The 18,079-nt window shown below is 55.6% G+C and carries 18 protein-coding genes; 16 read left to right on the top strand and 2 right to left on the bottom strand.

Annotated features, from left to right (window positions below; all coding sequences use genetic code 11):
• The first annotated feature begins 61 nt into the window (after nt 1–61).
• The 9 genes from DCH402_RS11415 (at nt 62) to DCH402_RS11375 (ending at nt 8,086) form a co-directional block, all read left to right on the top strand.
• Nucleotides 62–1,528, top strand: coding sequence for a PAS domain-containing sensor histidine kinase (locus DCH402_RS11415; protein ID WP_040001189.1), 1,467 nt, complete (start codon nt 62–64; stop codon nt 1,526–1,528).
• Between the two features lie 32 nt (nt 1,529–1,560).
• The gene (locus DCH402_RS11410) at nt 1,561–2,202 is read left to right on the top strand and encodes a response regulator (RefSeq protein WP_040001188.1); all 642 of its coding nucleotides are present in this window, start codon (nt 1,561–1,563) and stop codon (nt 2,200–2,202) included.
• Nucleotides 2,203–2,576: 374 nt separating this feature from the next.
• The gene (locus DCH402_RS11405) at nt 2,577–3,560 is read left to right on the top strand and encodes a sigma 54-interacting transcriptional regulator (RefSeq protein WP_040001187.1); all 984 of its coding nucleotides are present in this window, start codon (nt 2,577–2,579) and stop codon (nt 3,558–3,560) included.
• A 165-nt stretch (nt 3,561–3,725) separates the two neighbouring features.
• The gene (locus DCH402_RS11400; RefSeq protein WP_040001186.1) at nt 3,726–3,932 is read left to right on the top strand and encodes a hypothetical protein; all 207 of its coding nucleotides are present in this window, start codon (nt 3,726–3,728) and stop codon (nt 3,930–3,932) included.
• Between the two features lie 81 nt (nt 3,933–4,013).
• A complete protein-coding gene (locus tag DCH402_RS11395; RefSeq protein WP_050583299.1) occupies nt 4,014–4,382 on the top strand; it encodes an EscI/YscI/HrpB family type III secretion system inner rod protein in 369 nt (122 codons plus the stop codon).
• Nucleotides 4,383–4,464: 82 nt separating this feature from the next.
• A complete protein-coding gene (sctJ, locus tag DCH402_RS11390) occupies nt 4,465–5,247 on the top strand; it encodes a type III secretion system inner membrane ring lipoprotein SctJ (protein WP_040001185.1) in 783 nt (260 codons plus the stop codon).
• A 2-nt stretch (nt 5,248–5,249) separates the two neighbouring features.
• Nucleotides 5,250–5,828 carry a hypothetical protein gene (locus tag DCH402_RS11385; protein ID WP_040001184.1) on the top strand — a complete coding sequence of 193 codons (579 nt, stop codon included), beginning with the start codon at nt 5,250–5,252 and terminating at the stop codon, nt 5,826–5,828.
• Between the two features lie 105 nt (nt 5,829–5,933).
• Nucleotides 5,934–6,536: a type III secretion system stator protein SctL gene (gene sctL, locus DCH402_RS11380; RefSeq protein WP_040001183.1), complete on the top strand. Its 603-nt coding sequence runs from the start codon at nt 5,934–5,936 to the stop codon at nt 6,534–6,536.
• 242 nt (nt 6,537–6,778) lie between these two features.
• Nucleotides 6,779–8,086: a lytic murein transglycosylase gene (locus DCH402_RS11375; protein ID WP_040001182.1), complete on the top strand. Its 1,308-nt coding sequence runs from the start codon at nt 6,779–6,781 to the stop codon at nt 8,084–8,086.
• Nucleotides 8,087–8,095: 9 nt separating this feature from the next.
• Here DCH402_RS11375 and DCH402_RS11370 read toward each other — a convergent pair whose 3' ends face one another.
• The gene (locus tag DCH402_RS11370; protein ID WP_040001181.1) at nt 8,096–9,256 is read right to left on the bottom strand and encodes an alpha/beta hydrolase; all 1,161 of its coding nucleotides are present in this window, start codon (nt 9,254–9,256) and stop codon (nt 8,096–8,098) included.
• A gap of 443 nt (nt 9,257–9,699) precedes the next feature.
• Here DCH402_RS11370 and DCH402_RS11365 point away from each other — a divergent pair, with 443 nt between their 5' ends.
• The 6 genes from DCH402_RS11365 (at nt 9,700) to hrpN (ending at nt 15,506) form a co-directional block, all read left to right on the top strand.
• Nucleotides 9,700–10,749, top strand: a complete 1,050-nt coding sequence (locus DCH402_RS11365; protein ID WP_040001180.1) for a hypothetical protein — start codon at nt 9,700–9,702, stop codon at nt 10,747–10,749.
• Between the two features lie 231 nt (nt 10,750–10,980).
• Entirely contained in the window at nt 10,981–11,208 is a 228-nt protein-coding gene (locus DCH402_RS11360) for a type III secretion protein HrpF (RefSeq protein ID WP_012769625.1), read from the top strand.
• Nucleotides 11,195–13,696: a type III secretion system outer membrane ring subunit SctC gene (sctC, locus tag DCH402_RS11355; RefSeq protein ID WP_324607066.1), complete on the top strand. Its 2,502-nt coding sequence runs from the start codon at nt 11,195–11,197 to the stop codon at nt 13,694–13,696. The genes DCH402_RS11360 and sctC overlap by 14 nt, the downstream gene beginning before the upstream one ends.
• 34 nt (nt 13,697–13,730) lie before the next feature.
• Nucleotides 13,731–13,916: an HrpT family type III secretion system protein gene (gene hrpT / locus DCH402_RS11350; RefSeq protein WP_040001179.1), complete on the top strand. Its 186-nt coding sequence runs from the start codon at nt 13,731–13,733 to the stop codon at nt 13,914–13,916.
• Nucleotides 13,913–14,323 (top strand): HrpV family type III secretion system protein, encoded by a 411-nt coding sequence (hrpV, locus tag DCH402_RS11345; protein ID WP_040001178.1) that lies wholly within the window; start codon nt 13,913–13,915, stop codon nt 14,321–14,323. Before hrpT ends, hrpV begins: the two co-directional genes overlap by 4 nt.
• Nucleotides 14,324–14,483: 160 nt before the next feature.
• The gene (gene hrpN, locus DCH402_RS11340) at nt 14,484–15,506 is read left to right on the top strand and encodes a harpin HrpN (RefSeq protein WP_040001177.1); all 1,023 of its coding nucleotides are present in this window, start codon (nt 14,484–14,486) and stop codon (nt 15,504–15,506) included.
• 95 nt (nt 15,507–15,601) lie between these two features.
• Here the strand turns inward: hrpN and DCH402_RS11335 are convergent, their stop codons facing one another.
• On the bottom strand, nt 15,602–16,000 hold the full coding sequence (locus DCH402_RS11335) for a cupin domain-containing protein (RefSeq protein ID WP_200864850.1): 399 nt from the start codon (nt 15,998–16,000) through the stop codon (nt 15,602–15,604).
• 326 nt (nt 16,001–16,326) lie between these two features.
• Here DCH402_RS11335 and DCH402_RS11330 point away from each other — a divergent pair, with 326 nt between their 5' ends.
• Entirely contained in the window at nt 16,327–18,003 is a 1,677-nt protein-coding gene (locus DCH402_RS11330) for a ShlB/FhaC/HecB family hemolysin secretion/activation protein (protein ID WP_040001175.1), read from the top strand.
• The last annotated feature ends 76 nt before the right edge of the window (nt 18,004–18,079 follow it).

Raw genomic sequence — 18,079 nt, 5'->3', positions numbered from 1 at the left:
TTTCGCTGTCGGCGCCTGGTTTACCGGGGCCGACAGGCTTAGCGATAGCAAGGAGATGGCCATGTTATATATCCCAACTTCCCGGCAACCCCACCATCCCGATGACGTTCCGCCGTTGGAACTGGTGGATTTCGCCTTTAGTCGTATCAAGGATGCTATTTATATCGTCAATGATATGGATCAGTTCTGTTACGCCAATGACGAGGCATGTCGCATGTTGGGCTACAGTCGTCGCGAATTTCGTCGTATGCGGATACAAAACATCGACTTCGACTGGGAGCAGGAAAAGACAAAGCGCCACTGGTGCGATCCGCGAGGTTGGAAACGCGGGCTGACGTTTGAAACCGAGCATAGAACCCGTCAGGGCGTGGTGCTGCCGGTAGAAGTCAGCGTGAGCCATTTTCTACATAAAGGACGAAAGTACAGCATGTGTGTCGTCAGGGATATTCGTGAACGCAAACAGAACGAACAACTGGCTTACGCCCGAGAGCAGGAGTTCCGGGCGCTGGTAGAGAACACGCCGGATCTGGTCACGCGCTTTGATACGCAGCTTAATTGCCAATACGCCAACCCCGCCGTATTGGCTCACCTGCGTTTTACCGCCGAGCAACTGCGCGGGCGGCGGCTGACCGACTTATTGCCCAACGCTCGCTGCGCTCAGCGTATTTTGCAATTGGTACAGATGGTGGTGGATACGCAGAGCAGCGTTGAAGGGGAACTGGAAGAGGATATCGGCATGACAACGACGCGCCACCGGGTGATTCACCATATCCGCTGCGTGCCGGAGTTTGATCAGCGCGGCAAGCTGATATCGATCCTGACCGTCGGGCGGGATATTACCGCCATACGCTATGCCGAAAAAAAACTGGAAGACTCCCATATGCAGTTGCGACTGTTGGCGCGCCAGCGGGAAATTTCCCGCGAAGAAGAACGTAAACACATCGCCCGAGAGATCCATGATGAACTGGGGCAACACCTGACATCCATGCGTATGAGCCTGTCGCTGATGCGTATGCAGTTTGCCCGCGATAATCCACATATGCTGACGCAACTACAGAATTTGATGGCGTTGTCCGATAAAACCATTCAGGTGGTAAGACACGTAGCGACCCGGTTGCGCCCTAACGTGCTGGATATGGGACTGACCCCGGCGCTGGAGTGGTTGCGGGATGATTTTATTCGTCAATATCGCTGCCCATGCCTGTTGCATGCCCCTGAACCTGAAGTGGTGCTCAATGATGAATGCGCCACGGCGGCGTTTCGCGTGGTGCAGGAGTCGCTGACCAATATCGCCCGTTATGCCGAGGCGACGCAGGTGGTGATTTCGCTGGAAAACCGCGAAGGATTGATCGTGCTGAGCGTGCACGACAACGGTAAAGGATTTGACGCTCAAACTCGTAAACCCAACGCCTTCGGCCTGATGAGCATGAAAGAGCGCGGTCGGATGCTGGGTGGCGAGGTGGTAATAGAAAGTCAGCCGGGTGCCGGTACGTTGGTCCGGCTGGCGTTTCCGCAGGATACCGCCTAAAACAGATGTCTCTGGAGAGGACGACAACGCGAATGGATAGACTCATAAAACTGATGATCGCTGACGATCATGTGATTATGCGTGAAGGATTAAAGCAGATCTTTGCACTAGACGATAATCTGGAGGTGGTGGCGGAAGCGGGAACCGGATCGCAGGTTTTGTCGCAACTGCGGGAGAGTCAGGTGGATTTGCTGCTGCTGGACATGAGTATGCCGGGCATTTGCGGTGAAGAGCTGATTATCCGCATTGTGGCGCAATACCCACGTCTGCCGATTCTGGTGCTGAGTATGTACAGCGAACCGCAAATCGCCCGGAGGGTACTGAAAAGCGGGGCGCTGGGCTATATTACGAAAGATAAAGATCCGGAAGCGCTGCTGTCGGCTATCCGCCGGGTTGCACAGGGCGCACGCTACATTGACCACAGTATCGCCGAGCAGATTGTGTTCGCGGATTGTCAGACGCGTGGCGATGGACGGCATGAATTGCTGACTTCGCGGGAGCATCAGATCATGGTGATGCTGGCGCAGGGATTGGGTGTGAATGCGATTGCCGAAATGCTGGCCATCAGCAATAAAACCGTCAGTACCCACAAATCGCGGTTAATGGAAAAAATGCAATTCACCACCAATGCAGACATCGTGAAGTATGCATTGAGCCAGCGTTTAATCATCTGACGGTAACTTGTACGCCGCTCCTCTCCGTTATGCGTCATCGCCTGTCGTGACGGAGAGGAGATCCTCGTTTCCCCCTATCCGGAGAGCCTGCGTAGCGGCGATTTCCGCGGGGTAAGATTATCCCTACTTTTTGCTCTGAAATCCCTACCTCAACTTCAGCGGTTGGCTGATGGTTTGTTTTGCGCCAGGCAGTAATGTTTACGCATACCATCAATACGTCGTTAAAACGATCAGATTTATCGCAGTTGATCGTTAAGAATACATCAGGGTGATGATGATGGTTGTCAGATCGACGCTGTCGCCGACATGTCGGCACGGCATGGAAATGATCCGACAGTCTGATAATGGAATACAAAAAAAGTACAGGAGCAGTCATGACGTTAAGGAATAGCAATGAGTTTTCGCAGTCACTTCATTGTGCTACGCATCATTTTTTGTCAACACAGCAGTCGGAGGATATACACGGCTCACTCTCTTCTCTCATCCACACTATTGCGCCCCTCAATGTCGATATCGTACTGGAGGGGGAAACCGGCACCGGAAAAGATACGCTGGCGCGCCGCATCCATCAGCTTTCCGGTTGTGCCGGTCCGCTGGTGGCGGTGAATTGCGCGGCCGTACCGGAAACGCTGGCGGAAAGCGAGTTATTCGGGGTGGTTTCCGGAGCTTATACCGGCGCCAGTCGGTCCCGTGCCGGATACCTTGAAACCGCAGATAAAGGCATCCTGTTTTTGGATGAAATCGACAGTATGCCGTTGACGTTACAGGCAAAAATGCTGAGGGTGCTGGAAAGTCGCGGTATTGAGCGGCTGGGCAGTACCCAATTCAAACCGGTGGATATGCGGGTGATTGTCGCCACCCAGACGCCGTTGCAAAAGCTGGTGAACGAGGGGCGTTTTCGACGTGACCTTTACTTCCGGCTGGATACGGTAAAAATTCAATTGCCGACGCTGCGCTCACGCACGGACATCATTTTGCCGTTGTTTCAGCGCTTCTTACACGATGCTGCCGCCCGCCTGAAACTGTCGGTACCGGGGGTGTCGGTCATCATGCAGGAACAATTGCTGATGCACGACTGGCCGGGCAATATTCGTGAACTGAAGGCTGCCGCCGAGCGGTGGGTGCTGGGTTTGTCGCCGGTGCCGATAGCCGGTGATGGCGACGGGCAGGGAATGGGCGAGGATACGCCGCTGACGTCGCTGAAAGTGCGCCTGCGCCGTATTGAGCGGTTCCTGATTCAGGAAGCGTTGCAGCGTAATGACCACTGTATCGATACTGTCGTCAGTGAGCTTGGGATCCCCAAGCGCACGCTTTATCACCGCATCAAGTTGCTGAATGTCGCGGCTCGCGGGCTGTAATTTACCGGGCTGTATCCTGTTATCACCACCAGGGGAAAAAAAGTGAACATTTTCCGGAACCACCTCCGCATATCTCCTACTTAATCTATGAACACGATGACTATGTAAGTCGCAGAGTTCATTAGCGAAACCACTTTATCAATTAACTGTTAACTGGAGATATCTATCATGATGGGACTTTCTAACGCAGCCTCATTGGCAAGCATGCAGACTCTGGACAAAGCCATGGCATCGGCCACGGCGATGACTACCGCTGCTCAGGCACAGAAAGTGCAAACCGATGCTATCAGCTCAATCACCGACGGCCAGATGGATTCTGCCTCCAAGGCCATGAACTCCGGGCAGAAAGCGGCCAAAGCTATTCAGTTCTGATGTTGTGTAGGTAGTCGACTACCGGGGGGAGTTCCCCCGGTTTTTTTGTCAGATGAACATCCATCAAAGAGGAACGGACTCATGATGAAAATTACCCGTGTCAATGAAGTTCAGGGAGTGATCAACGACGGTGAACCGCGCAGCATTGATGTTCCTGCGCAAGCGGATGTGACCTGGTTTAGCGCTGCGATGGAGCCTGCCGCGCCGACAACGCCGACGACGCCGGACAATAAGGCCTGGCTCGGGGCGCTGGCGGAAAAATCCGACAATTTGGAAAACATGCTGCAGAAGGCGGAACGCCAGGTGGGCAAAAGCATCAACAGCAATAACCCCAAAGATGTGATGGATGCCACCCGAACGTTGTCTTCGTTTTATCTGGAAAGTCTGCTGAATGCCAAGGTCGTCGCCAAGAGTGTTCAGAGTCTGGAAAAGCTGACTAACCTGCAATAACCTCGCGATAAACCTAGTCAGACCATCATTAATATCGTCATGATTCACCCGATCATGATCAACCCATAATAATGGCACCATGATGAATAAACCCGTCCTGCACCGATTCCTGACCCTACTGCTGGCGATGTTGATCGTTGGCTGCGGTGATCGCGTGGAGCTCCATCGCGGTCTTTCTGAAAACGATGCCAACGAAGTGATTGCCGCATTAGGGGGGTATCACATCGGGGCGGAAAAGCGTACGGATAAAGCCGGCGTCAGCATTCTGATTGATGTCAAAGATATGGAACGGGCGGTCAATATTCTTAACGCCGCCGGATTGCCGCGGCAGGCCCGCACCAATCTGGGTCAGGTGTTTCAGAAAACCGGCGTGATTTCGACACCGCTGGAAGAGCGTGCCCGTTACATTTATGCCTTGTCTCAGGAAGTGGAATCCACACTCACGCAGATTGACGGCGTGTTGGTGGCTCGGGTTCATGTTGTGTTGCCTGAGCGTATTGCACCGGGGGAACCCATTCAACCGGCATCCGCCGCGGTATTCATTAAATACCGGCCAGAGCTGGAGCCGGATAGCATCGAACCACGTATCCGCCGCATGGTGGCCAGCAGCATTCCGGGGCTTGCCGGTAAGAGCGATAAAGACCTGGCCATCGTGTTTGTTCCGGCGGAACCCTACAAAGATCATATTCCTAAGGTGTCGCTGGGGCCGTTTCAATTGACGCCGCAGACCATGACGCAAGTGCAGTGGCTGGCCGGTTTGCTGGCGCTGGCGCTGGCGGGCGTGTTGGGCTGGCGTTTCGGCAAGCCCTGGTGGGAGCAGCAACTGGCGCGCAGGAAACCGACGCCGCCGGGCGCGGGGGCTTGAGTATGCACAGCGCCTCTGACGTTCACGACGCCTTGCACTGGATTCAGTGGTGGTGTTATGGCTGCCTGCGACAGGCGGATGCCAGTTGGCTGACGGCAGTGGCGTTCAGCGAAGACGATCTGGCGCTGGCGCCGGTACACCATACCGCGATGCGCCATCGCCTCGGCATCGTCGAGACAGCGCCGCCGCCGCCGGAGAGCGCGCTGTTGCAATTGGGGCAGTTGAATGCAGAACAACGCCGCCAGGTGTTGGCGCTGATAGCAGCGGTATGCCGTGAAACCGAGGGTGAACAGCCTGACGCGCTGGCCATCTGGTGCCGGCGACTGGCGAAAGCCTTGCGTCCCGGCCTGTGGCTGCCCTCGTCGCTGGCGTTCGGCCAGCGTCGGGAACAGGACGCCTTGGTGATATTACGTAGCCGCTTTCCGGCGTCCTGCTGGTCACGCCTGCAACTGTTGTACCCGCGAGACGGGTGCGACGGCGCGGCAGAAACGCCGGCTGAAGCCTTACCTGCCGGCCGCATCGCCAGCTTGTGCGACGCCATTATCTGGAAAGTCGCAGCCGGGTCGTTTCTGGCCGGGTAGTTTCTGAAAGTACAAATGCAATAATTCATATCATAATAGTTTAACTAGTAAACTATTTGGCGGGCATTATCAATGTAAGCATCATCGGTATCAGGGAGAGAGGATATGTTGACCAGACGGCGCCTAAAACTGGTAGCAGGAACGGATGTGCAGGAAGCGGAACTGATTCGGATTGAACAATTACAACAACATCAACGCGGCCTGGCGGTGATAGAAGAAGCGCGGCAACAGGCCGATGTGTTGCTTGACGAAGCACGCCGACAGGCGCATGAATCGATTGCCGTTGCCACCGGGCAGGCGGAGCAACAATTCTGGCGGCAGGCGGATGAGATATTGCGCGGCTGGCAACAGGAGCGCGAGCAAATGGAAAGCTGGCTGGTATCGCAATGCAGCCAGTTGCTGAACGATGCCATGACCCAACTTCTTAAAACCGTACCCGATGCAGAGCGTTACCCGGCGCTATTGCGCCAGTTATTGCGTACACAAGGCGGAGAAGGCAGCGGCACGCTGTATTGCCATCCCGAACGTCAGGCCGATGTGTCCGCCTGGCTGACCGAACATAGCCACCTTGGCTGGAAATTGAGTAACGATGACGCGCTGGCGCAGGATACCCTGAAATTGATCACCGCACAGGGCGTTATGACCCTGAGCTGGCAGCGGGCGGTAGAACAGTTGCTGCCGCAGACGGAGACGTTCTCGTTAAACTGACGATGCCGACGACAGCGAAGCAAGGCCGCAATGCATCGTTACCAAAGCACATGTAATACTACGGATAACCGCCGTCCGTGACAGTTATGTCAGTCGTCGCCTGTATATTCCCGTATGTGGTTGCACTATTGTCAGAGAAGTTAAACGATTCCAGAGGGGCCGCGGAGTGATATACCGGCAATGTTCCGGCAACCACGTGGGTCTGCTTTGGGCTGTTTTCTGTCTCTGAATGGAATAGTCGAATGGTCAATAACAGAACCCGGTGCTCATCAATAATGGCGAAGGTGACGGTGTTGTTGCTCGTCACCGGCGTGTTAAGTTCATGTGCTCACAAACATACTCCGCCCGGCGAATGTCGCGATATTGAGGGCTTGCTGAAATCGCACGGCGTGACTGACACGCCAACAGGGCTACCTACGCCAGATGAAAGTTTTGAACAATGGAAAGCCAAAGTGCGCCAGGAGGCCCTTTCTCAGGGAATTACGGCGGACACCTTTGATAACGCGTTTGCCGACCTGACCCCAGACAACGATGTGGTGGCCGCCACGCAAAAACAGCCCGAGGTGATCACACCGGTATGGACCTACCTTGAACAACGGGTGACGCCGGATAACATTGCGCAAGGGAAAACCTTGCTGAAACAGTACGCGAAGGTGACGGCCCGCATCGATCAGCGTTATCAGGTGGAGCCGTCATTGCTGTTCGCCTTTCTCTCCATTGAAAGTCACTATGGCGCCAATACCGGCGACAAAGGGGTCATTCGCTCGCTGGCCACGCTGGATTACTACAATTATCGCCGGGCGTTTAACCGGCAGAATCTGATTGCGGCGTTACGCATGATTCAAAACGGCGATGCGCGGCCAGAGCAGATAAAAGGCTCCTGGGCCGGAGCGATGGGGATGCCTCAGTTCATACCGACTTCTTACCTGCAATACGCCGTGGATTTTGATGGCGATCGCCGCCCTGATATCTGGACCTCTTTCCCGGATACGCTGGCATCGGTAGCCAATTATATGCAACAGGCCAAATGGAAAGCGGGCGTGCCCTGGGGGATGGAAGTGACTCTGCCCGCCGGTTTTGATTATGCCGCTTCCGGTTTGGATAGTCAGAAAACCGTTGCCGACTGGCAGGCGCTCGGGGTGAAGGCCGCCGAACCCAGAGATCTGTCATCGCTGTCTGCTGAGAACGCCTCGATATTGCTGCCGGTCGGCAAGAATGGTCCGGCGTTTTTGGTGACGGATAATTTCCGCGCCATTCTGCGGTATAACAATTACGTTTCCTACGCCCTTACCGTTGGCTTGCTATCGGATAACTACCGGCAGGATACGCCGGTACTCAAACCCTGGCCGCATCAGGAAACGCCGTTAACACGCAAAGAGCGTGAGGCGTTGCAAATTCTGCTACAGGAAAAACAGCGCTATCAGGGCGCTATCGACGGCAACATTGGCCGCGCCACCACGCAGGCGATCCGGACTTATCAGCAGCAACAGGGGTTACCGGCGGATGGCTACCCCGATCATGCCTTGCTTGACAGGCTGCGTTGCGATTAACGTCGCCATTCAGCCCGTCGTCACGATATCGTGCGCCGTCTGTACCAGCAGGGCGGCGCACGATTCCGTCATCGGCCCCAACAGTCCGTGGATGCCGAGGGTGTGCCCGACATCCGGCAGCAGCGTGATATCGACATGCGGGAAACGGTGTTTGACGCGCTCGAATAATGCTGCTTCGGCGGCGGCATTCACCTGCGTATCCATCATGCCGAAATAGCAAATAATGCGGCTTTGACACTGCACCAGATGCTCAATTTCCGGCGTCTCACTCTGATACCACTGTTTCCACCAGGCATAGGATGACTGAGTGAACGGCGCATCGGCGGGCCAGGGTTCCTGATCCTCATGGCGTAAAGTGATATCGCGCTGTTGCTCGAAACTGGCCTGCAATCTGGTGGTCATGCTGTCGAAATCTGCTTCATCCCAATATCCCTTATAGGGCAACAGACTGCTGATAGGTTGCAAGAACGCCAGCGGGCTGTGGCCGAATCCGTTTTTCAACGCTTCCAGCGTGAGCCGGTCGCCAGTATGGGGGATTGCCTTAAGCCAGGTGACGGTACGATGAATCAGTTGCCATTCCATCAGCTGTTTCATGGAGGAGAAGGTGGGCGAAACCAACATCAGCGCTTTGGCGGCGATAGGGTAACGCGCTACCAGACGGCTGAGGTTAATCGCCCCTTCGGAATGCCCCAGCAAAATAAGATTGTGGCGATCAATGTGCGGCAGGTCGAGGGCGTACCGGCAGAGCGTATAGAGGTCGTCACATTGACTTTGCGGGGTCACGGTCTGGCGGACGGCGGCGTCGATCAATAAACGCTGGTAAGCCAGCTCTCGATTGAACAGGTATTCCGGGTTATCCAGCGCCTTGTCGCGCAGGTGACCTTTGACGCCACGGCCATCAAAACGCAACACGGCCAGCCCGGCGGCCAGAAAATCCTGCGCTAAACAAGTAAAGACAAAATCCGCCTGGGAACCGCTGTCGCCAATCAGATAATGCCGGTTATGCATACCGCTGCCGGGCACCAGCATGATTAACGGATAGCGGCCCGTCGGTGCCTGCGGATAATTGATTTGACCGGTGAGGATGGCGTTCCCGTCCTGCGATCGCAGCGCAAACGTCTGGGCCGGGTATTTTTCATTCAGTTGGTCATTTTCAAGGTAGGTTTTCACGGCGATCACTCCTGATTACCCGATAAGGCTGCCCGGCAGTGTAAGGCGGCCGATGTGCGGTTGTCTTGCGCTGGCGCAGCTTCGCCCGAGGTTATCGGCGACGGCATGACCGGCACTGTTCTGTGTTTTTCTCCGCTTACGTTACTCGTCATCCCTTTTTCAAGCGCATTTTCCCGCCTGACTACCACACAACCCCCGCGACGTTCACCGGCGCGCATCATCCTGTAGTCTGCACTCGTTCGGCACCGCCCAGTCAGCTGAGAGGGTATTTGGAAGGCTGGCGCTGCCTGAACCGTTATCGCAATGGACGCGGTGTTGCAGGCCCTACGCCATCGTTACGGCCTGAATTTACGTAGTTTTCACACAGCCCACAGGCGCTTGCCGCGCTACATTGCCTGACGGAAATGTATAAACCTAATCGATTAAAAACCAAGAGGTTACCTATGGAAAAAGTACTAATCTGGTTCTGCGGCACTGGCACGACTAAACAGGATTTTCTCGCCAACGTTGAAATCAGCGGTTTCAGCGCCATCGTCGCTATCGACGGCATCGGCACCGCCGCCATGTTGACCAAAACCCAGGCATTGGCCAAGCGTGCCAATTGGGGCGGCAGCTTTGTGGATATGAGTGAAACGCTGGGCGTGCTCTATGATCAGGTCAACGGTTATGACGACCGTGCCGGCGTGGTAACGCTGGATAGCCTGTTCCCGCTGGTGGATTACCTGAAAACACTCAAGGAATATCAACTGGTGGTCGGCGGGCATAGCCGCGGTGCGGCAGTGGGCTTAACCGAGTTTCTGGCCGAGTTGTATCATCTGGCGGTGCAAAATCAGGCCCCTGGCGTCTGGGCCAATGCGAAAACCATTCGACTGGTGGTGGTTGACCCGGTTCAGGGTCAACAGGATGCCGACAAGGATACCAACGCATTTAATGCCATTCTCAAAGATAAAACCCTCGCTCAGATCCTGGCCGAGCTGGAAACCAAATGGTTCGGCGGGCGGGAAGTGTTCGACACGCTGGTCTACAGCGCACGTTATGATGCCCGCTCCAGCTTTGCCTTTGATTCCCGCTGGTATCGCTTCATTACTGAGCAAATGGGCAAGCAGGCCGGCCCGGCCAAACGCGCTAAGCTGGTGATGGCCGGTTTCCGCCATTCGGCGCCGGTCAGCAAAGAGGATGAAATCTCCGCGCTGTATCAGGGCAAAGGCGTGGCGCCGATTGCGTTTTTGCAACAGTTGGTGTCGTTCGACCCCAACTGGGAACAATCGGCCCGCCTGTTGAGCCAGATTGAAAACGGTTATCTCGACCAGCTTGCCGCCGGCGCGAAAACCGACCTGATCAGCCAACTGGACAAACAGACCAGCCTGTTGTCCTACGGCATTACCGGCCTTATCGGCGGCAAATCGTTGCAAAAAACGCTGTCGACGGATAACCCGCAAAAACCGGAATACCGCCGGTTCTACCGCTATCAGTACGGGACGACGACGTTTTAACGCGTCTTACCAGGTTACTTCAGATTAGCGTAACAGGCCGTCGCCATCAGGTGCGGCCTGTTTTTACTTGGTTTGTTTACCTCGCACCAATACCCGCGCGCACTGCTTCTCACCGCCTTGTACACATCTTTCATTCCCAATGGAACCGCCGCCACTCCCCGGCCACACAACTGCAGGCCAACCACATCTGTTCAACAAACAGACCAGTTCAACTAACGGGAGTACGCAACCATGTCTTCATCTTCACCTATTCAGCGTCGGCTGGACGGCGCATTTGTCGATGCTCAATCCCGGCTCGACGAGATGGCGCAATCTCTCTCGGAAGGGGAGGTTAGCATGGCGGATAGCTATGCGTTTTATGAAGCCAGTATGGACTATTCCAATGCCAACTGGGCTGCCGGGCAGATGCTGAGCGTCAAGCATGGCTTGGCGAAGGCCATCATCAATGACTTCAACTGAGTTACCCGGCGTGATTGAGCACTGGCTCAATAGCGTGGCGGGTCAACTGACGCTACATATTGACGACGGCCCGGTGATGCTGACGCGTTATCACGACGGCGTGGGATGTTCCGCCGTCGTGGCACTGCCGGCCACGGTGGATGACCGGCTGTTGCAAAAGGCGCTGCGGTATTCATTCGCCGCCGTGCTGCGACTGGGTATGGACGCCGCGACCCTCTGTTGGTCCGCCAACGACGAGCAATTGTGGTTACTGATGCGACGCGAGCCGGATGACCCAATCCGGTTGTGTCGTTCACTGGAAGTGCTGGTTAATCAGAGAGATGTCTGGCAAAGCCTGCTGGCGCAACGTGCCAGACCGGCATCGCCGCCGCCGCTGAATCTGAAAACACTGGCTTTTTGCAAGGAGATCAGCATGCGTAACGCGCTGTATGCACTATTGTTTAACCTTTACCGCCTGTTTTGCTGGTCGCTGGTGCTGATGGGGATGTTGCCTGGCGCCCATGCGGCGACGCCGCCTGACTGGAGCAAGGGTGCCTATGCCTATTCCGCCGAACAGACGCCGCTATCGGCGGTGCTGCAGGATTTCGCCAATGGTCATGGCGTCGATCTGGTGCTGGGCAACATTGAAGACGTCAATATCGAGGCAAAAATCCGCGCCGACAACGCCGTTGCGTTTCTCGATAGGTTAGCGCTGGAGCACCGTTTTCAGTGGTTCGTCTACAACAACGTGTTATACGTCAGTCCGCAGGATGAACAGACCTCGGTACGTATCGAGGTATCGCAAGACGCCGCGCCGGACATGAAACAGGCATTGACCGGCATCGGTTTGCTGGATTCCCGCTTCGGCTGGGGGGAACTGCCGGAAGAAGGCGTGGTGCTGGTCACCGGCCCGACCGAATACATCAATTTGATCCGTAATTTCAGTCAGCAGCGTGAAACCAAAGAAGATCGTCGCAAGGTGATGATCTTTCCGCTGCGTTACGCCTCGGTATCGGATCGCACTATCCAGTATCGCGATCAACGCCTGGTGATCCCTGGCGTGGCGACCATTCTGAATGAATTAATGGATGGCAACCGCAACACGCCCGCCGGTGCCGCCGGCGCGGGCAGCGGTATCGGCAGCGACGGCGGAATGGCGACGGCCGACGGCGCGGGCGGTGGGCTGGATGCCAGTAAGTCGATTGAAATGAACGCCCGCTCCATGTTGGCCCGGTTGGCGAGCCGTAACAGCGGCGCCGCTGCTTCGGCGTCCCGTAAAAAAGATCAGCTTAACGGCAGGGTATCGGCGGATGTGCGCAACAACGCACTGTTGGTGCGCGACGATGAAAAGCGTCGGGATGAATACCAGCAACTGATCGACAAGATCGACGTGCCGCAAAATCTGGTCAACATCGATGCGATCATTCTGGATGTGGACCGCACGGCGCTCTCCAGGCTGGAAGCCAACTGGCAAGGGAAACTGGGTGCCGTTACCGGCGGTGCCAACATGATGTCAGGTTCCAGTACGCTGTTTGTCAGCGATTTCAAACGTTTTTCCGCTGATATCCAGGCGCTGGAAGGCGAGGGCACCGCATCCATTGTCGCCAACCCGTCGGTACTGACGCTGGAAAACCAGCCCGCGGTGATCGATTTTAGCCGTACCGCTTTTATTACCGCCACCGGCGAGCGTGTGGCGAATGTGCAGCCGGTGACCGCCGGCACCAGCCTGCAGGTGACGCCGCGGGTCGTCGGCCACGGCAGCACGAGCAGCATCCAACTGGTGATCGACATTGAAGACGGTCAGGTGGAAACCAATACCGAAGGCACCGCGTCCGGTGTGAAACGCGGTACGGTCAGTACGCAGGCGCTGATTGGCGAGAACCGGGCGTTGGTGTTGGGGGGATTTCACGTCGAAGAGAGCGGTGATCGCGATAAGCGTGTGCCGTTGCTCGGCGACATCCCCTGGATCGGCAAACTGTTCACCTCACGCCAGCATGAAGTCTCCCGCCGTGAACGGTTATTTATTCTCACGCCGCACTTAATTGGCGATCAGAACGATCCCACCCGGTTTGTCTCGGCGGATAACCGTCGTCAACTGAATGACGCCATGGGGCGAGTGGCCCAGCGCAACAGCAAAACCGATCTGTTCGGCACGGTAGAAAATGCCCTGCGCGATCTGGCCAGCGGCCAGACGCCGGCCGGTTTCACCATTGACGGCAGCGGGCCGAAATTGTCGGAGATTTGTCGCACATCGCCATCAATGAGTTATCAGAGTAATCGCTACCAGTGGTACAGCAATTTGTCTCTCAGCCTGACGGTCGGGGTGGTGAAAAACACCGGTACTCAGCCCCTGCGCTTTGACGAAGCCAGCTGTGCCAACAGCCGTACGCTGGCGGTCGCCGCCTGGCCTAAGACGACGCTGGCGCCCGGTGAATCCACCGAGGTGTATCTGGCGCTGTTGCCGGCTAAAAACGCGCAACCGTCTCGCGCGTCCTTAATCAAACCCTGACGATTCACACCCATAGCCTTTAGGGAGAAAAGCCATGCGTTATAAAACTTTACTGCTGTTTTTCGGCATGTTGCTCAGCGCCTGCGCTGCCCGCACGCCACCCGGCGCTTGTGTATCGGTGAGTTGCCGTCCGGATCCCGACAGTCGGCAGATGGTGATCTGGTGGCAGACGGACATGCGCCCCGGTGCGGCCGATTTTACCCGGGTGAACGTGCTATGACCGACAGCATCACGGTATTCGACACCGTTACGGCGTTTATGGCCGCGATGAACCGGCATCAGGCGGCGCGCTGGTCGCCGCAATCCGGCGTCGATCTGGTATTTCAGTTTGGGGACACCGGGCGTGAACTCATGATGCAGATTCAGCCGGGGCAGCAATATCCCGGCATGTTGCGCAGCCTGCTCGCTCGTCGTTATCAGCAGGCGGCAGAGTGCGATGGCTGCCATCTGTGCCTGAACGGCAGCGATGTATTGATCCTCTGGTGGCCGCTGCCGTCGGATCCCGGCAGTTATCCGCAGGTGATCGAACGTTTGTTTGAACTGGCGGGAATGACGTTGCCGTCGCTATCCATAGCACCGACGGCGCGTCCGCAGACAGGGAACGGACGCGCCCGATCATTAAGATAAAGGCGGCTTTTTTTATTGCAAAACGGTAACGGTGAGGAACCGTTTCACCGTCGGCGTCACTCAGTAACAAGTATCCATCATGATGCCTACATCGGGATCGGCGTGGGCATCCGTTGCAGATACTTTTGCGAACACCTGACATGAATGAGGAAACGAAATTATGCAAATTACGATCAAAGCGCACATCGGCGGTGATTTGGGCGTCTCCGGTCTGGGGCTGGGTGCTCAGGGACTGAAAGGACTGAATTCCGCGGCTTCATCGCTGGGTTCCAGCGTGGATAAACTGAGCAGCACCATCGATAAGTTGACCTCCGCGCTGACTTCGATGATGTTTGGCGGCGCGCTGGCGCAGGGGCTGGGCGCCAGCTCGAAGGGGCTGGGGATGAGCAATCAACTGGGCCAGTCTTTCGGCAATGGCGCGCAGGGTGCGAGCAACCTGCTATCCGTACCGAAATCCGGCGGCGATGCGTTGTCAAAAATGTTTGATAAAGCGCTGGACGATCTGCTGGGTCATGACACCGTGACCAAGCTGACTAACCAGAGCAACCAACTGGCTAATTCAATGCTGAACGCCAGCCAGATGACCCAGGGTAATATGAATGCGTTCGGCAGCGGTGTGAACAACGCACTGTCGTCCATTCTCGGCAACGGTCTCGGCCAGTCGATGAGTGGCTTCTCTCAGCCTTCTCTGGGGGCAGGCGGCTTGCAGGGCCTGAGCGGCGCGGGTGCATTCAACCAGTTGGGTAATGCCATCGGCATGGGCGTGGGGCAGAATGCTGCGCTGAGTGCGTTGAGTAACGTCAGCACCCACGTAGACGGTAACAACCGCCACTTTGTAGATAAAGAAGATCGCGGCATGGCGAAAGAGATCGGCCAGTTTATGGATCAGTATCCGGAAATATTCGGTAAACCGGAATACCAGAAAGATGGCTGGAGTTCGCCGAAGACGGACGACAAATCCTGGGCTAAAGCGCTGAGTAAACCGGATGATGACGGTATGACCGGCGCCAGCATGGACAAATTCCGTCAGGCGATGGGTATGATCAAAAGCGCGGTGGCGGGTGATACCGGCAATACCAACCTGAACCTGCGTGGCGCGGGCGGTGCATCGCTGGGTATCGATGCGGCTGTCGTCGGCGATAAAATAGCCAACATGTCGCTGGGTAAGCTGGCCAACGCCTGATAATCTGTGCTGGCCTGATAAAGCGGAAACGAAAAAAGAGACGGGGAAGCCTGTCTCTTTTCTTATTATGCGGTTTATGCGGTTACCTGGACCGGTTAATCATCGTCATCGATCTGGTACAAACGCACATTTTCCCGTTCATTCGCGTCGTTACGCGCCACAATCGCGATGGCATCTTCCTCGTCGCTCAGATTGCGCGGCTGATGGGGAACGCCGGGTGGAATATAGAGAAACTCGCCGGCCAGATGGAGACACGTCTGCGATAAATCTGTGCCGTAACGTGTTTCTATCCGCCCCTTTAGCAGATAGATTGCGGTTTCGTAATCAACATGGTAATGCGGTTCCGCCTGTGCGCCGGCCGGGATCACCACAATATTCATAGAAAGCTGTCTTGCACCTACCGTATCGCGGGAGATACCGACAAAATAGGGCAGTTTTTGCGTGGTATCCGTGGGGTGTTCCGGCCTGACAATCTTGAGTTGGTTCGTCATCATCTTTCTCCATCTGGGCGACCTGATCGGTTCTGCAGCGAGATATCTCACAGACGAAAGAGATGAGAAGTAAACGGCTGTTACATTCGATGAAAATCCGGTTCCCCTTTCCGTTACATCTCTGATGGTTATTTCACGTTATGTTATGCGTTCTTTTTAGATCTTATTGTCATAAATAAAAGGTAATTTATTTTAAATCAATTGGTTATTGATTTATTAATGTCATTTAATGTCAATTCAATTGTAAGTATTTGTATTGTTTTTGACAGGTTTGCGCATTATTATCTCAGCAATTTTTACCTTCTGTTTCTATTACATGGATGTGCATAATGCCCGTCAGTAGCAGGAAAACCGGCCTGATCGCCTGTCTTTCCCTCATCGGTTATACCGCCTCTGCGTTTTCCGCATCGTTGAACCCGGCGGAGCGGAGCGAAATCCAGCAACGCCAGTCGGAAGTGATTGAACAATCCCGCCAGCAGCGCGAAGCGTTACAGCAGTTAAACGACATCGCGCAGGCGCCGCTGAAAGCGGATAACGCGCCGCAAGGCCCCTGTTTCACCCTGCGCGACATCCGTTTTAATCACAGTACCTTGTTGCGCCCGAGCGACCAGGCGACGCTGGTCGCAGGCTACCTGAATCGTTGCAATAACCTTGAACAAATCAACCAACTGGTGCACGACGTCAGCAACTGGTATATCCAGCGCGGCTATATCACCAGCCGTGCCTTTTTGAGCGAACAGGATTTATCGGGCGGCGTACTGCAACTGGAAATCCTGGAAGGCCGGCTGGAAAAGATCACCATCAATAACCAGACGGAACGGATGACCCGGACGGCCTTCCCGGCACATGAAGGGGAGATCCTGAACCTGCGCGATATCGAGCAGGGCATGGAACAGATGAACCGCATGCCGTCTCAGCAGGTCACGATCGAGATCCAGCCGGGCAGCCAGCCGGGGTATTCGGTGGTGAATCTGACGCGTGAAGCGCATTTACCGTTTAGCGGAGGGCTGACTTTCGATAACAGCGGCCAGAAAAGCACCGGCGAAGAGCAGCTCAACGGCAGCCTGGCGCTGGACAATGTGTTCGGCCTGGCTGATCAATGGTTCATCAGCGCCGGCCATAGCAGCCGCTTTGCCACCAGTCACGATGCCGAAAGCCTGCAAGCCGGTTTCTCCATGCCGTATGGTTACTGGAACCTGGGCTACAACTATTCCCAAAGTCGTTACCGCAATACCTTTATCAACCGCGATTTTCCCTGGCATTCCACCGGCGACAGCGATACCCACCGGTTTTCTCTATCCCGCGTGGTGTTCCGCGACGGCACGATGAAAACCGCCATTGCCGGCACGTTTAGCCAGCGAACCGGTAACAACTATCTCAACGGATCGTTATTGCCGTCCAGCAGCCGCAAACTGAGCAGTGTGTCGCTGGGCGTCAATCACAGTCAGAAACTGTGGGGCGGCCTGGCGACGTTTAACCCGACGTATAACCGCGGTGTGCGCTGGTTGGGCTCAGAAACCGACACTGACAAAAGCGCGGACGAACCGCGCGCCGAGTTCAATAAATGGACGCTGTCGGCCAGTTACTATCACCCGGTGACCGATAGCATCACCTACCTCGGCAGCCTGTACGGCCAGTACTCGGCGCGCGCGCTGTACGGCAGCGAACAACTGACGCTGGGCGGGGAATCCTCCATACGCGGATTCCGCGAGCAGTACACCTCCGGCAATCGTGGCGCGTACTGGCGTAACGAACTGAACTGGCAGGCATGGCAGTTGCCGGTGCTGGGTAACGTCACCTTCATGGCGGCGGTGGATGGCGGTCATTTGTATAACCATAAACAAGATAACTCGACGGCGGCCTCATTATGGGGCGGCGCCGTCGGCATGACCGTCGCCAGCCGCTGGTTGAGCCAACAGGTAACCGTGGGATGGCCGATTTCCTACCCGGCATGGTTACAACCCGACACTATGGTGGTGGGCTATCGGGTAGGGCTGTCGTTTTAATACAGATCAACAGATATACCCTAAATAATTCGCGTTTTATTTAAACGCTATTCTCAATGCTTTCAAGGTATTGGGC

It is taken from the genome of Dickeya chrysanthemi NCPPB 402 (genome assembly GCF_000406105.1).
In the GTDB taxonomy this organism is placed as follows: Bacteria; Pseudomonadota; Gammaproteobacteria; order Enterobacterales; family Enterobacteriaceae; genus Dickeya; species Dickeya chrysanthemi.
This window is presented reverse-complemented; position numbering and strand designations above follow the sequence as displayed.